The sequence below is a fragment of the Chlorogloeopsis sp. ULAP01 genome, from assembly GCF_030381805.1.
Taxonomy (GTDB): Bacteria; Cyanobacteriota; Cyanobacteriia; order Cyanobacteriales; family Nostocaceae; genus Chlorogloeopsis.
The window spans coordinates 62103-75956 of sequence record NZ_JAUDRH010000011.1; the positions used below are offsets into that span (position 1 = coordinate 62103).

The 13854-nt window shown below is 41.3% G+C and carries 13 protein-coding genes; 7 read left to right on the forward strand and 6 right to left on the reverse strand.

Going from position 1 to position 13854, the window contains the following annotated elements:
* The first annotated feature begins 32 nt into the window (after window positions 1–32).
* The 3 genes from QUB80_RS21440 (at window position 33) to QUB80_RS21450 (ending at window position 3176) form a co-directional block, all read left to right on the forward strand.
* A complete protein-coding gene (locus QUB80_RS21440) occupies window positions 33–374 on the forward strand; it encodes a cupin domain-containing protein (RefSeq protein WP_289791539.1) in 342 nt (113 codons plus the stop codon).
* Between the two features lie 275 nt (window positions 375–649).
* Window positions 650–1564 (forward strand): manganese catalase family protein, encoded by a 915-nt coding sequence (locus QUB80_RS21445; RefSeq protein ID WP_289791540.1) that lies wholly within the window; start codon window positions 650–652, stop codon window positions 1562–1564.
* Window positions 1565–2129: 565 nt separating this feature from the next.
* Window positions 2130–3176, forward strand: a complete 1047-nt coding sequence (locus tag QUB80_RS21450) for a cysteine hydrolase family protein (RefSeq protein WP_289791541.1) — start codon at window positions 2130–2132, stop codon at window positions 3174–3176.
* Window positions 3177–3320: 144 nt separating this feature from the next.
* Here QUB80_RS21450 and QUB80_RS21455 read toward each other — a convergent pair whose 3' ends face one another.
* Window positions 3321–3824, reverse strand: a complete 504-nt coding sequence (locus QUB80_RS21455) for a 2TM domain-containing protein (RefSeq protein WP_289791542.1) — start codon at window positions 3822–3824, stop codon at window positions 3321–3323.
* 350 nt (window positions 3825–4174) lie between these two features.
* Here QUB80_RS21455 and QUB80_RS21460 point away from each other — a divergent pair, with 350 nt between their 5' ends.
* The 3 genes from QUB80_RS21460 (at window position 4175) to QUB80_RS21470 (ending at window position 5593) form a co-directional block, all read left to right on the forward strand.
* On the forward strand, window positions 4175–4528 hold the full coding sequence (locus tag QUB80_RS21460; protein WP_289791543.1) for a DUF705 domain-containing protein: 354 nt from the start codon (window positions 4175–4177) through the stop codon (window positions 4526–4528).
* A 97-nt stretch (window positions 4529–4625) separates the two neighbouring features.
* The gene (locus tag QUB80_RS21465) at window positions 4626–4919 is read left to right on the forward strand and encodes a type II toxin-antitoxin system TacA family antitoxin (protein ID WP_289791544.1); all 294 of its coding nucleotides are present in this window, start codon (window positions 4626–4628) and stop codon (window positions 4917–4919) included.
* 26 nt (window positions 4920–4945) lie between these two features.
* Window positions 4946–5593: a GNAT family N-acetyltransferase gene (locus QUB80_RS21470; RefSeq protein ID WP_289791545.1), complete on the forward strand. Its 648-nt coding sequence runs from the start codon at window positions 4946–4948 to the stop codon at window positions 5591–5593.
* On the opposite strand, the gene bcp is transcribed toward QUB80_RS21470, so the two are convergent.
* The gene (gene bcp / locus QUB80_RS21475; RefSeq protein WP_289791546.1) at window positions 5580–6053 is read right to left on the reverse strand and encodes a thioredoxin-dependent thiol peroxidase; all 474 of its coding nucleotides are present in this window, start codon (window positions 6051–6053) and stop codon (window positions 5580–5582) included. The two genes, QUB80_RS21470 and bcp, sit on opposite strands and share 14 nt — an antisense overlap.
* 515 nt (window positions 6054–6568) lie before the next feature.
* Between bcp and QUB80_RS21480 the strand changes: the two genes are divergently transcribed.
* Window positions 6569–9022, forward strand: a complete 2454-nt coding sequence (locus QUB80_RS21480) for a metallophosphoesterase family protein (protein WP_289791547.1) — start codon at window positions 6569–6571, stop codon at window positions 9020–9022.
* Between the two features lie 67 nt (window positions 9023–9089).
* Here QUB80_RS21480 and QUB80_RS21485 read toward each other — a convergent pair whose 3' ends face one another.
* The 4 genes from QUB80_RS21485 to QUB80_RS21500 all read right to left on the reverse strand — a co-directional run bounded on the left by QUB80_RS21485 (window position 9090) and on the right by QUB80_RS21500 (window position 13834).
* A complete protein-coding gene (locus tag QUB80_RS21485; protein ID WP_289791548.1) occupies window positions 9090–10628 on the reverse strand; it encodes a lipopolysaccharide biosynthesis protein in 1539 nt (512 codons plus the stop codon).
* Window positions 10594–11757, reverse strand: a complete 1164-nt coding sequence (locus tag QUB80_RS21490; RefSeq protein WP_289791549.1) for a glycosyltransferase family 4 protein — start codon at window positions 11755–11757, stop codon at window positions 10594–10596. The genes QUB80_RS21485 and QUB80_RS21490 overlap by 35 nt, the downstream gene beginning before the upstream one ends.
* Window positions 11754–12506 (reverse strand): class I SAM-dependent methyltransferase, encoded by a 753-nt coding sequence (locus tag QUB80_RS21495; RefSeq protein WP_289791550.1) that lies wholly within the window; start codon window positions 12504–12506, stop codon window positions 11754–11756. The genes QUB80_RS21490 and QUB80_RS21495 overlap by 4 nt, the downstream gene beginning before the upstream one ends.
* Before the next feature lie 194 nt (window positions 12507–12700).
* Window positions 12701–13834, reverse strand: coding sequence for a glycosyltransferase family 4 protein (locus QUB80_RS21500; RefSeq protein ID WP_289791551.1), 1134 nt, complete (start codon window positions 13832–13834; stop codon window positions 12701–12703).
* Window positions 13835–13854 lie beyond the last annotated feature (20 nt).

Genomic DNA, 13854 nt, shown 5'->3' on the forward strand with positions numbered 1-13854 from the left:
ATAGATGCAATTAAAAAACAAGAGGAAAAAAAATGTCTGATACAACTGTTACAAAGATTGACTCTGCTCATTCTCCCAAAGGTGAACATGGGGAAAAATATCTCGCATCTGGCAAATCTATTTCTATGCGTCTGTGGGAAGATGAACAACCCGGTGAACCTAAAGAGCAAACTGCGCGAGAGTATGAAACCGTTGGTTATGTGATTAAAGGTCGCGCCGAATTACATATCGAAGGTCAAACAGTTTTGCTGGAAGCTGGAAATTCCTGGGTAGTTCCGAAAGGGGCTTCTCACACCTACAAAATATTAGAACCATTCACGGCTGTAGAAGCAACTAGCCCACCAGCCCAAGTTCACGGACGAGATGAGAATTAAGTTGTAAAATCCGCCCTATCAGCTCCCCGACTTCTGGTAAAAAGTCGGGAAATTGTATTTTTTCGGATACAGAAGGGATTTTCAATCCAAAATCCAAAATTGTATAACCTCAGTCAGGATGGTTATTTTTACGTACTTTTTTATGTAACTAAAGAATGATGTCGAGCAAAGATTTAGTGGGTTTCCTATAAAGAATAGGCAGCACAAATTTCAGAGAAATTTCAGAATTTGAATTTGTGCTAGCCCAACAAGTTGTAATTAATTAAGGAATAATAATGTTTTACCACACAAAGAAGCTACAGTACTTCAAACCGCCAGAAAAACCAGATGCAGTCTACGCGATGAAGATTCAAGAACTCATCGGTGGCACCTTTGGGGAAATGACGGTAATGATGCAGTACTTGTTTCAAGGCTGGAATTGCCGAGGCCCTGTAAAATATCGGGATATGCTTCTTGATATTGGTACTGAAGAAATCGGTCATATTGAGATGCTGGCCACAATGATTGCTCACCTACTGGATAAAGCACCGGTAAAATTGCAAGAAGAAGGTGCAAAAGATGCAGTTGTGGGTGCAGTTATGGGTGGTAGCAATCCACGGGATGTAATCATGGCAGCAGCGATGAATCCTCAGCACGCCATTGTTTCCGGTTTGGGTGCCATGCCAGCTGATAGTGTTGGTTTTCCTTGGAATGGTCGTTTTATCGTTGCCAGTGGTAACCTAATGGCAGATTTTCGGTCAAATCTCCACGCAGAGTCCCAAGGACGTTTGCAGGCAGTACGTCTGTATGAAATGTCCGACGATCCTGGGGTGAAAGACACCTTGAGTTTCATGATCGCTCGCGATACCATGCATCAAAACCAATGGTTAGCAGCTATTGAAGATTTGAAAGCAGAGGGGCTAGAAGATACTCCTGTTCCCAGTTCCTTCCCATTGGAATTGGAAAAGCGCGAGTTTGCTTACCAGTTCTGGAATCATTCCGAAGGAACTGAAAGTGCTGAAGGTAGCTGGGCAAAAGGTGCTTCAATGGACGGTAAAGGAGAATTTCAGTACGTTAAAAATCCTCAACCGTTAGGCCCAGAACCAACACCACCCCAACCCGAACCAAAACTGCACGGTACACCCCAAGCTAGAGAAGTAGAGGCTAAGGGGCAACAGAATGCGAGCGATCGCGTGATTATCGGTGGTTAGGATTGCCGATATTCAAAATTGAATAACGCATTTGCTCAACAAAATACCTTATAAACTGGCAGCTATGAGTAGATGCCAGTTTTCTTATTACTGTTTTGTTTGCAAAGACTTTCAAGGTTCAATTAAGTAGGTTGGCGTTAAAAATTGTCGTTATGGCAAGGTTGAGGGCAGAAGGAAAGAGGGTTTTAGTTAAATTTACTTTTCGTAATATAGTTCTGTTTATTTGCACAATTCTAATTATATTATGTCCAGTTAATCAAACTGAATAAAAATGTTTGCTCGTAGTTAGGACTTTAGTCCTCAAGTCGGGATTGAAGTCCTGACTACAAACTGTTTATTATGGGTGATTTGGCGGACATCATACTTTTGCTGTAACTTGCCTGCGCTGCTTAATTTGGTTAAAGTCGAGTCAAACTTCAAAGCTAGTTTGGCAAGCATTATTTTGTTAACAATCTTTGCATACTAGAGATCTACAGATAAGTACCTAAACAAAATTAATTACACATTTTTTTGCTGTTCCCTTGCTTCCACCCATAACTTTAATTTTGCCTAACCACTTATATCTATGAGCGCTCAAACTATTACCCAACTTCCCATTCCCACCCATTTCGATGCTCGCCGTGTTGGTGAAGTATGGCGCGTTCCTTACCAACAAAGAGCAGCACAAGCAAAAGATTGGGCAAAGCGGCACCAACTCCAACCTGCTGCTGAGGATAAAACTCGCATCTTCCTAATGGCGATCGATGTCCAAAATACCTTTTGTATTCCCGATTTTGAGCTATTTGTCGGCGGACGCTCTGGTATTGGTGCGGTGGATGACAACGTGCGGTTATGTGAGTTCATTTATCGCAATTTAAACGTAATAACGGAAATTGCCCCGACAATGGATACTCACACGGCTATGCAAATCTTTCACCCGATATTTTGGGTGAACGATGTTGGAGAGCATCCCGCACCCATGACGATGATTTCCTTAGCTGATGTGCAGCAGGGTAAATGGCAGGTGAATCCAGCAGTAGCCTACAGTATTGCTGAAGGTGACTACATGGAATTACAATCTTATGCTCTGCATTACGCCCAAAGCTTGAGTAAAGATGGCAAGTACCCACTCACTATTTGGCCTTATCATTCCATGCTGGGCGGCATCGGCCATGCTTTGGTGTCAGCAGTTGAAGAAGCCTGTTTCTTTCATGCGATCGCTCGCCATAGCCAAACCAATTTTGAGATTAAAGGCGGTAATCCACTCACAGAAAATTACTCTGTACTTCGACCAGAGGTGTTAGAGGATATCAACGCTCGCCCTATTGCCGATAAAAATACCCGCTTTATTCAAAAATTACTGGAATTTGACGCGATAATTATCGCTGGCCAGGCAAAGAGCCATTGTGTAGCTTGGACAATAGATGATTTGCTGACAGAAATTCAAGCACAAGATCCTAAACTAGCCCAAAAAGTTTATCTCTTGGAGGATTGCACTTCTCCGGTAGTTGTTCCAGGTGTAGTAGATTTTACTGATCAAGCGTGCGCCGCTTTTCAACGCTTTGCCGACGTAGGAATGCATTTAGTGAACTCTACGGAGATGATCACATCTTGGACAGGTATCAAAATTTAGGGTCAGGATAGTGGTGATTAGGTACTGGGAAGAAGAGGACACGGAGAGGGGGAGAAGGGGAAGGATCGTGACTCACGTCTTCTCTCCTTCCAGATCACCTTCCCCATCCTCTTCCTTCTCTTCTGCCCTCTGCCTTTTGCCTCACTAACTCTGCCACGCGTTGAGAAACTTATTCACAACTCTATTGAAAGTTTGTTTGAGTTGATGCTTGCGATACCAATTTTGGAAAGCGATTTCGTACTCTTCGCCTTTAATTTGAAAAGTATTCCAAGCGTCAAGACCTATACCCAGTCCCCAAAATAGTAAAATATACAGTGACCAAGAAAGACCACCACCACCAACTAGATCTACAAGCAGCAAAACACCGTTGACAATGCTAAACTTGCCAAAACGCTTTTTGAATTTTTCTGTGCGGTAAATATTAAAAGCTTGTCGCTGTTGAATTTCTCCCTGAGTTACTTGCCAGTCGCGTTCTGCTAGTTTCAGCGTTTCTGGGGAAATTTCTAATTCTGCGGCAATTTCCAAAAGTTGTTCGTAAGAAAATTCTTTTTCTTGATCTTTAGATTGATGAGCGATCGCCAGCTTGAGAATTTGCTGTACATCTTCTTGGCTGTAGGAAGGGGTGGATTTAGCATCAAATGCCGTCATAGTTCTGTCTCTTTAGTTACTTTCAATAGAGTTTTGCTGCCTAGCAGATATCACGTACCTGTGCGATCGCGCCTCATGCGATTCCATTATTATTAGGCTAGCAAATCTTCCTTACGGTGGGAGAATAAAAAGGCAGAAGGCAGAAGGCAGTCCCAATGAAACAAGTTTCACAAGCCTTGCATGAAAAACCTCACCCCGTCCTGTCGGACACCCCTCTCCTTGCTAAGCAGAGGGGCAGGGGGTGAGGTGACTTTCAAGTCAGAAGAAATAGTTGATAAGGGATAGGGAGTAAGGGGCAGAGTTGTTTAGCCATAAAGTATTATATTGGCTAGTTGTTTAGCCTTAAGTGTATGCAACAGTTCACTATTTATGTTGATGTGGATGATACACTCGTGCGTACCTCTGGTAGTAAGCGTATTCGCATTCCAGCAACAATAAATCACATTCAACAACTCAAACAGCAAGGTGCTACGCTTTACTGTTGGAGTTCTGGAGGAGCAGATTATGCACGACTAGTTGCAGAGGAACTTGGTATATTAAACCTGTTTACAGGCTTTTTACCCAAGCCAAATATGTTAATAGATGACCAAGATGTAAATGATTGGAAATATTTGATCCAAGTTCATCCTATCTCTTGTGATTCTAAAAGTTTAGATGACTATCGCCAACAACTTCTTGATAAAGCATCAAGATACTCTGAGTAGAAAACTGTTCCTCGTTGAGTAACACACCTACTGCCTGTGTTGACTTGTATATACAAAAATGTATATTCATTGTGTGGGCATTAAAAATTATTGAAAAATGGAAGCGCGATCGCCCAAGCCAACTAATCGAAACCGTGATGTCACAATTAATATTCGGGTACACCAGGCGCAACGTGATTTAATCGACACTGCGGCAGAAGCCCTCGGTAAGAGCCGCTCCGATTTTATGTTAGAGACAGCTTGCCGAGAAGCCGAAGCGGTTTTATTAAATCGACGGCTATTTATACTAGATGATGAGAAATTTAAACTATTTTTAGAACTCCTTGATGCACCACCCTCTGCTAATGAAAATCTCCGTAAATTGCTGTCAACAAAAGCACCGTGGGATTAAAGGTGGATAACTAGCAGAATCAAATATTGCAACCACCTCAACCTATAAAACCAGAGCATCAGCTAGAAGATTTTGATTCTGGTAGTCTTGAATTGAATGATTGGTTGAGGAAACGTGCACTCAAGAATGAAGCTAGTGGCGCTTCCCGAAAATACGTTGTCACTGCTGGACAAAAAGTTATTGCCTACTATTGTCTGGCTAACGGAAGCGTAGTAAATACCCAAGCACCTAGTCGTGTTCGACGTAATATGCCCGATCCAATTCCTGTAATGGTGATTGGGCGGCTAGCTGTAGATTGTAACTGGCACTCTCAAGGAATTGGGCGTGATTTAGTACGTGATGCGGTGCTTCGCACATTGCAAGTAGCTAAAATTGCTGGCATCCGAGCCATTCTTGTTCACGCAATTTCAGAAAAAGCAAAACAATTTTACTTAAAATGCGGTTTTATCCCTTCACCAAAAGACGACGGGGAAGCCCGTTCCTTTAAGGGGCGCTCAGAATCGTCGTCCGTCGTCTTGGGGCAAGGGGCATTCATGCATTGGCCAATGCCCAATTCCCAATTCCCGATGCCCGTGAAATCCCCCAGACTTCAGTCGGGGGATGAGCTTAACTGTCGCTGCGATGACGCTGATGGTAACAATTGCAGATGCAAAAGACGCTTTAGGTATTGTTGAGTAATTCCTGCAACTTAGCAAGCACAGCCTGAACATGATTTTTGACTTTCACATTCGACCAAGCATAAGCTAGCTTACCATCAGGGGCAATCAAAAAGGTTGATCGCACTACGCCCATATATTCTTTGCCCATAAATTTCTTTAACTGCCATACACCGTAAGCTTCACATACTTGGTGTTCTGGATCACTTAATAACTGGATCGACAGGTTGTGTTTGTCTATAAATTTACAATGGGATTTTTCCGAATCGGGGCTGACACCGACAATTTTAGCTCCCAGGCTGCTGAACTGTTGATAAAAATCAGTAAATTCTTTGGCTTCAGTTGTACAACCGGGAGTATCATCTTTGGGATAAAAGTAGAGGACAAGCCAATTTGATTGGAAATCACCGAGACTAACCAAGTTACCATTTTGATCGGGTGCGGTGAAATCAGGTGCTTTTTGTCCTAGTTGAGGCATATCTTTGAGCGTCTAACTTCAGCAAAGAAATAGTATCACTTGCCTGGTAGGATGTGAAAGTCGAGGGCGATAGTCTTTCCTTCTGCCCTCTGCCTCTGGGCAGTCGCACTCGACGCGCTTAACCCGCGCAACGCGCTGGCTCCTTTATGCCGGGGAACCCGTCCACCCTCCGGGTTCAGCAGTCCCCCATCGCCGGGAACCGCCAAGACGGGGGCTGCTTCACCGCACTGGCTCCGCAAGGGCGCACTGGCTCCGCAACGCGCTGCTCTCTGCCCTCTGACTTGAAAGTCAACTCACCCCCTGCCCCTCTCCTTGCTAAGGAGAGGGGTGTCCGACAGGACGGGGTGAGGTTTTTCATGCAAGGCTTGTGAAACTTGTTTCATTGGGACTGCCTTCTACTCATGATATGTTGCCAAAGCGATAGAAATGGGCATGAAAAAGAATTATGCTGTTAAAGTTGACATCACTCGCCGAACAAATATACTCGAAATGTACTATTGGATGGCATAAGTGGTATGGGGTGGACACCGTTAAGAGAACGAATTAACCAGATACCACTCGTTCTTGCAGGGCCTATTTTACGACGTACCGAACCGAATGCCGTTACTGTCTGGATTGCCTTAAAAGAAAGTCGTACTGTGACTTTAGTTATTTTTGATACTAATAAAAAAGTATTAATTACAGGTAGAAAGAAGACAACGCAACTTGGAGATAATTTGCATATTGTTGCTGTTACTGCCAAATCTTCCCATGCCGTACTTTTATATGGTGAAAATTATCTCTATAATTTAGCTTTTGATCCTGGAGAAACACTGGCTAAGGCAGGAGTTTTAAATCTAGAAGGTTCGATTGCAGAGATTACCTATCCTGGATATGAATTGCCCAGTTTTGCAATTGTACCAAATAATTTAAAAGATTTACGCCTTATTCACGGTTCTTGTCGCAAGCCCCACGGCGAAAGCATGGATGCGCTGGCTACTGTGGATAAAATGATTAGAGAAGCTTTAGCAAAAGATCCGAAAAAACGACCGCATCAACTTTTTCTTACAGGTGATCAAATCTATGCAGATGATGTGGCAGATGCTTTACTGTTCATGTTAATGGATGCCAGCCAAACACTTTTGGGATGGTTAGAAATACTGCCAGTTGTCACAAACCCCGAACACTTAAACCCTGGCAAGCGTAATTATTTAGCAACTTATGTGGCTGGTTTAACAGCTAGTCTGAATAAGATTAATAGAATTTCTAATATTGCTAAAAGCCATTTATTCACATTTGGCGAATTTTGTGTAATGTATTTATTTGCCTGGTGTGATGTGTTATGGCCTCAATTAGAAGATTTACCAACCTTTGCAGATGTACATCCTCATGCATCACAATTTACAAAGGGTAAAGCTGAATTTAAAAAAGAACTGAAGTATTTACAAAATTTTCGGGAGACACTCAAAAAAATCAGACGCGCTTTGGCTAATGTTCCCACTTACATGATATTTGACGACCACGAAATTACCGATGATTGGTATCTAAACATGGCTTGGTGCGATCGCACCCTCAGTAAACCTCTTGGTAGGCGAGTTCTGCAAAATGGTTTACTAGCATATGCTATTTGCCAAGCTTGGGGAAATACACCAGATGAGTTTGAACATGGTAAATCAGGAGCGGCATTGCTGCAAGCAGCTCAAGTATGGGCAACTTCACAAGGACAAAACCCAGAATCCGAAGAGGAAATAACCCGGCTGATTGGTTTACCATTTCCTGCCAATATTCGCAATAGTCATCCCAGGCAAGTATCCCATAGTAAAGATTCATTAAATTGGCACTACACTGTAACAGGGCCAGGATATGAAGTTTTAGTACTCGATACTCGTACTTGGCGTGCATTTCCAGGCAAAGAATTTGATTTTCCCGGACTTTTGAGCGAGGAAGGTTGCAATCAGCAAATCTCAGCAGTGATTCCTCCCAAGGATGCAGAGGTGACTTTAGTAATTTCACCAGGGCCTGTCATTGGTGTGCCTTTTTTGGAGACAATACAAAAAGCTGCCAAAGCTTTTGCTGAAACAATTGGTTCTGCGGCTTGGGGTTTCGATCCAGAAGCTTGGGGTTTAGAAGCAACTGCTTTTGAAAGATTACTTGCTGCTTTGGCATTACGAACTTCACCCGCAAATAAAGGGCGTGTAATTGTTTTATCTGGTGATGTACATTATGGTTTTGCAGCTCGCCTACAATATGCAGCAACAAATCCTTTTCATTATTCACATAGTAGTAATACTGAAATGATTGTTGTTCAATTTACTAGTAGTTCCTTCAAGAATGAAGTGAGTGGAACTGGTGGTAGTCATTCATTACATAAAAAAGGTTTTTTCCCAATTGAAGCTATTAAACATCTGCCAACAGCAGAAATTTTAGGATGGAACAATCAACAAGAAAAGGAACTAGAAATTGGTGTCATAGATTTTTTGGCTGATGAGATATTTCAACGCATTCCTTGGAAAATTAAGGGTACACCTGCAAAAATAGATTTAGTTCAAGCACGCAGTTGGCATAGATTATTAGAAATTACTCAAAAACCCGAATGGTGGTACCGAATTGATTTTATCTTAGGAAAATACGAACAAGTTCGTGAACCACAAGATTCGGATTACATCAAACCTCAATATATATCTGCTCCCTTACCTGGAGAAGAACGCGAGCAATATTTAGAGCAGTATTTAGCGATGGCTAAAAATTATCGTGATTATCGTGGTAAAAAGGGACGCGGCAAAGAAATCGTAGGATTAAATAATCTCGGTGAAATTACTTTTGAGGTAGTTGATGGCAAGCAGGTAGCTGTACAAACTCTTTGGTGGCAACTGGAAAGTTGGGATAAAGGTACATTTTTGGAACCTTTTCCATTAACTAAATATGAAGTTTCCCTAGAGTTTGATGATCGCGAACATCCGATGAGTGATGTACTAAAAGATTGTTTGTAAATATTCCAGTATTGCTGTTGATATCAAAAGCGCGATCGCCGCTTTCAATCTTAACTCCCGTAACTATTCAACCGAACCTGAGATGAATGGTTGAAAACAGCATACGTAAACGATTATTCCACTGGCTGCGCTCAGTTTGATTAAGTACTAGCAACCATGCCATCACAAGGTAGAGTATTGCAGACACAGCCATTTCAGCAGCTAAACCTAACCATCCCAAAGGAGTGTGGCTTCTGGCAATACACCAAACTACTAAACCATAAGGTATGCCAACTGCCAAGGGTTTAGCGACTGCAAAGAAAAGCTGTTTCAAAGAAGTGCCAAAAACCTTTCGCATTAGTAGTGGTAACTGCCATAAGCTAATAGTTGTAAATGCAATAAAAGTACCAAGTAATGGCCCTGCAATACCCAAAAATTGGGTACTCATAATACTGACTATGAAATTGATTACAGATCCCAGCGTCGCAGGTAGCACTACGATAGCCTGCATTCCAGTTCCACTAAAACACCATGCCCAAAGGGACAAAAGCCCCAGCAGAAAACCATTGGAGGCAGCCAGTAAGGTAACTGCTTCTCCACCGAAACGGTCTTGTCCGACCCATAAACTAATAAAGTAAGGGTTATAAGCAGCGATCGCGATCATCAACGCTAATCCTATTACTGCTACCAACTTCGTCAATTCAATCAGACGAGAATTGAACTTTTCTCGCTCTCCTTTCGCATGAAGATCAGCAAGAGCTGCCCAAGTAGCATTACCAATGCCTTGTATTTGTGATTGTGCCAGCATTGCCAGACGTTGAGTGACAAAAAATGGTACGACGGTTGCCGGACTTAAACTGTAGGAGATGATAATATTATCAGTGAACAAACTCAACTGACCTGAAAGATTTATAGCCAATGTTGGCCAGTTAAGTTGCCAGAGTTGCTTTTTAATAGGAAGTTGAGATTTGCGATCTGTCAGTGCTGCAAAAACATCTGGAAAGCGACGAAGCCCATCCCAGCACATGACAAGTTGAAAGGACATAGTACCCAACACCATAGCCAAATATTGTCCAGTGATGCCAAATCCTACCCGTGCTAGTATCAGTGCCACACAGGTGATTAGCAGGCTTTGAAGCATCATAAATAGGTTAGCAAAATAACTCCGTTGGCTAGCATCTGCAAAGAGGCGAAAGGGGGTTAAGGGTAGCAAAAATATAGGCAGCAATACCAACCAGTAACCCCTTTGTAGTTCATCTGCTAAAGTTCCTTTCACTGGCACTAAGTTAGTGATAAAACAGCCTAATCCCACTGCCACTAGTATCATGACAGCCATTATGTTCAAGTAAGCTTTAATTCCTGTTGCTAGCGTCAGGCGAATTTGCTGGCGATCGCCAATCCCAACTGCCTTGGCTAAAAGTGCCATTAATGAGCCACCAATACCTAGTTCTAGGAGATTGAGATAATTTCCCCAATCACTAGCGGCACGAAATGATCCATAGCGATCATCACCCAGCCAATGCAGTAGCAGAGGTGTGCTAACTAAACCTATGCTCAATGAGGTGATCTGTAATAGAAGTCCACTGGCAAAGTTAATTACTGATCGTCCAGTTCGATGACTTTTCACTTTTGTTACACTCTACGACCGATTCTTCATTGAGTAAATTCTGGAAAATTTCTAAGTGTAAATTTGCCAATCGTTCCCAACTAAAATGTTTAGCTATTGAATGGCTACCAATGGCAAGCTGTTCCCTAAGTTGGCGATTTTGAAATACACTTTTGATTGCAGTACCCCATGCTTGTGAAGTAGATTCCTCTACTAGTAAACAATTTACGCCGTTTTGGATTTCTGGCTCTTTCGCAGATGGTAAAGTCGTAATTACAGGTAAACCAAAAGCCCAAGCAGCTTGCAATGAAGTACGCCGAGGAGATGCACCGTCTGCGAAAGGTAAAATCATGATATCTGTTTGTGCTAGAAGAGTTCGCAAAGTCTTATCATTTAAGTTGTTGAACTCTCCAGTAAACTCTACCCATGATACGTTAAAGCGCTCTGCTAGTTCAGAATGATAGGAATCAGTTTCTGGATGAAATGGCCCAATAATTCGCCAACGCAAGTTTAAACCTTGCTGGCGCAAGAACTGTAATGCTTCAAACACTATGGGAAGTTGTTTAATAGGAGAAATCAACCCAAAGGTTGTAACTAACCCCGTAATCGATTTTACAACTGTTTCTGGTTCTGGTAGAACATTAGCTGGACTCCATCCTTGTAAATCCGGAATTCGTCCAGTGTATTCTCGACAGCGATCGCTTGTCCGTGCATCATTAGCAATAACTATATTAGCTGCTTTCACTAGTTGAATAGTGTGTTGCACACTGGACAATTCATGATGAAATTCATGCAATGTAACTACCACCGGACATTTGGCAGCTTTTGCTATTTGCACAGCAGCATCAGTTTCAAAATAAGAGTGAATTTGGTCTTGGATATGAATTAAATCTGGTTTTAACCAACGAATAAGGGCTGTTGTCACTTCTGTGCCAAAAGGATTCCAGGTATGCGTAGAGCGAATCATACGCAATCCTTTGTAAGAGGATATTGGGCTATTGAACCAGCGCGATCGCCTACTCAACCAAGTCCAGTTCCAATCTGGACGAAGGTAGTGATAGGTGTGTAGCAAATTTGCCGTATAATCACCGATACCACAAATAATTGGTGGACTACTGCCACTAACCATTAGTAATTTAGGTTTTCTCATACCTTAGTTTCAGGTGCTTTCAAAGCTACCATTACAAAGCTATAGTTTTCCCCATGCCAGGTAATTGGGCATTCAGTATGAGTGTTCAGTACTCTATCTGGTTCTAAAAGATGGAAACCCACATCTATAAACTTCTGAATTAGCTCCTGCAAAGTTGCTTGATTAAATATTGTCCAATTCAAGCCAAATATTTGGAAATCTTCAGGAATTTTATGTTCCTGTCCTGTTGCATCATAATCTGTCGTTAAGATAAATAAACCACCAGGTTGTAAAATACGACGAACCTCTTTAACCAGATTGTCTAGTGGTACTCCATGCTCTATGACTGACAAACAAGTGATAGCAGCAAAATAGTGATTGGGATAGCTTGTTTGAGTCAAATCAGCTATGCAGTAGCGAATTTGATGCCAAAAGAACATCCAATGACAGATAGGATTAAGGTCGCATCCATGTAGAGATTTATAACCTAAAGCATGAAGTACATAAAGAATTTCCGAATTAAAACAGCCCATATCGAGAATAGGAGCTAACTTATTAGGAACTGTAGATGTAATTACTTCAACTGCTTTAGCCACATCCCAACTCTTAGTTACATCTGGTTGTGGTGGTAGCAATTGATAACGAAACCGCAGATCAAATAGAAAGCGCCAAAAACGAGTTTTCAGAGGATCTGTAAAATCTAGCCCCCTTTCTTGAAGTTGTTCTCGACTGTTTTGAATTTCTTGCCAAGATTGAAGTGTCTGTAGCATATTTTTCTATATTTTACATTACTTACCTATGTTGCATAAAATCTGCAATCAGTTGATATCTCTAGTAACTGTTTGAGTTGTTAATGATAATTATCTTTCTAATTACACTTTCGTCAATACTGTTTTTTCCGAATATTTAAAACATGAGTAATTCCACAAGTAATACACTTCATATTTTTGCTCTCTACGATTCCTTAACAAGATGATTTTAATGATAAATAAACATTTTGAGTAGCAACAGCATTATTAGACCATAAATAAAACTGTGATTTTAGTTGAGCGCGATCGCTCAAGTTTTCCCTAAATTTTGTATCAGTACATACTTGAATGAGTAACTTTGTTAAATCACTAAAATGATCCAAAGCAAAAGTTTCACCACCATCACCTAAAACCTCTGGCAAGCAAGTTGCTCTTGCTGCCAAAACTGGACACCCAACCGCCATTGCTTCACAAATTTGCAAACCAAATCCTTCATATTCGCTAGGATATACAAAACAAAGAGCCTCAGCATAAAGTGCTGGCAGATCTGCATCATCAACCCAGCCCAACAAATGTAAATGTTCTGAAATTTCCAGTGATTCTCCTAATTGCATTAGTGAATCACGTTGCTCATCTTTACCTCCAGCAAGGACTAAATCCACACCATCTAAATTTGCCTCAGCAAAGGCTTGAACTAAAAAAGGAATATTCTTACGCTTGTCCCAACCACCAACATAGAAAATATAAGGACGATTCAAACAATATTTACTGCGAATTAACAACCTTTGTTCTTGGGTTATCTGCTTATGAAAACTTGCATCAGCAGCTTCATAAATAACTGTAATTTTATCTTCGGGAATATGCAAAAATTTGCTAATATCCAGTTTCGAGTAATTACTAACAGTAATAATATGGTCTGCCCTAGTTCTAGCAAGCCAATGATATATTTTCGTCTGTATATGAGCTAAACTTAACTGTTGAGACCAAGGTGTATCTTGGGAATAATAAACTTGGTCTATTGCATCATGTAAAGTTAGTATACGCGGACAAGGGCTTGACCAAGGAAGACCAAAATTCATTGGACAATGTAATATATCCACTCTGTCTCTTTCACACTGTTTTGGTAACCAATATTGTTCCCAAGTAATATAGCGCATAGGCGGAGCAATGTGTACTTGATAACTATCTTTTGGTAATTTTGCTAAATGAGTTTCATGTAAAGGTTGATCGGAGTACAGAAAAAGCTCAATACCCAATGAAGATAATTCTGTTAACAGATTGATAGTATAACGATTCCATCCTCTTAGAGTGGAAGAGCTTAACAATCGAGCATTGAAAGCAACTTTCATAATTCTTAATAGTTACTAAA

Coding starts and splice junctions, on each gene's coding strand:
- QUB80_RS21490 (WP_289791549.1), bottom strand. CDS start 11,757: ATGAGAAAACCTAAATTACTAATGGTTAGTGGCAGTAGTCCACCAATT.
- QUB80_RS21495 (WP_289791550.1), bottom strand. CDS start 12,506: ATGCTACAGACACTTCAATCTTGGCAAGAAATTCAAAACAGTCGAGAA.
- QUB80_RS21450 (WP_289791541.1), top strand. CDS start 2,130: ATGAGCGCTCAAACTATTACCCAACTTCCCATTCCCACCCATTTCGAT.
- QUB80_RS21440 (WP_289791539.1), top strand. CDS start 33: ATGTCTGATACAACTGTTACAAAGATTGACTCTGCTCATTCTCCCAAA.
- QUB80_RS21465 (WP_289791544.1), top strand. CDS start 4,626: ATGGAAGCGCGATCGCCCAAGCCAACTAATCGAAACCGTGATGTCACA.
- QUB80_RS21480 (WP_289791547.1), top strand. CDS start 6,569: ATGGGGTGGACACCGTTAAGAGAACGAATTAACCAGATACCACTCGTT.
- QUB80_RS21455 (WP_289791542.1), bottom strand. CDS start 3,824: ATGACGGCATTTGATGCTAAATCCACCCCTTCCTACAGCCAAGAAGAT.
- bcp (WP_289791546.1), bottom strand. CDS start 6,053: ATGCCTCAACTAGGACAAAAAGCACCTGATTTCACCGCACCCGATCAA.
- QUB80_RS21445 (WP_289791540.1), top strand. CDS start 650: ATGTTTTACCACACAAAGAAGCTACAGTACTTCAAACCGCCAGAAAAA.
- QUB80_RS21500 (WP_289791551.1), bottom strand. CDS start 13,834: ATGAAAGTTGCTTTCAATGCTCGATTGTTAAGCTCTTCCACTCTAAGA.
- QUB80_RS21460 (WP_289791543.1), top strand. CDS start 4,175: ATGCAACAGTTCACTATTTATGTTGATGTGGATGATACACTCGTGCGT.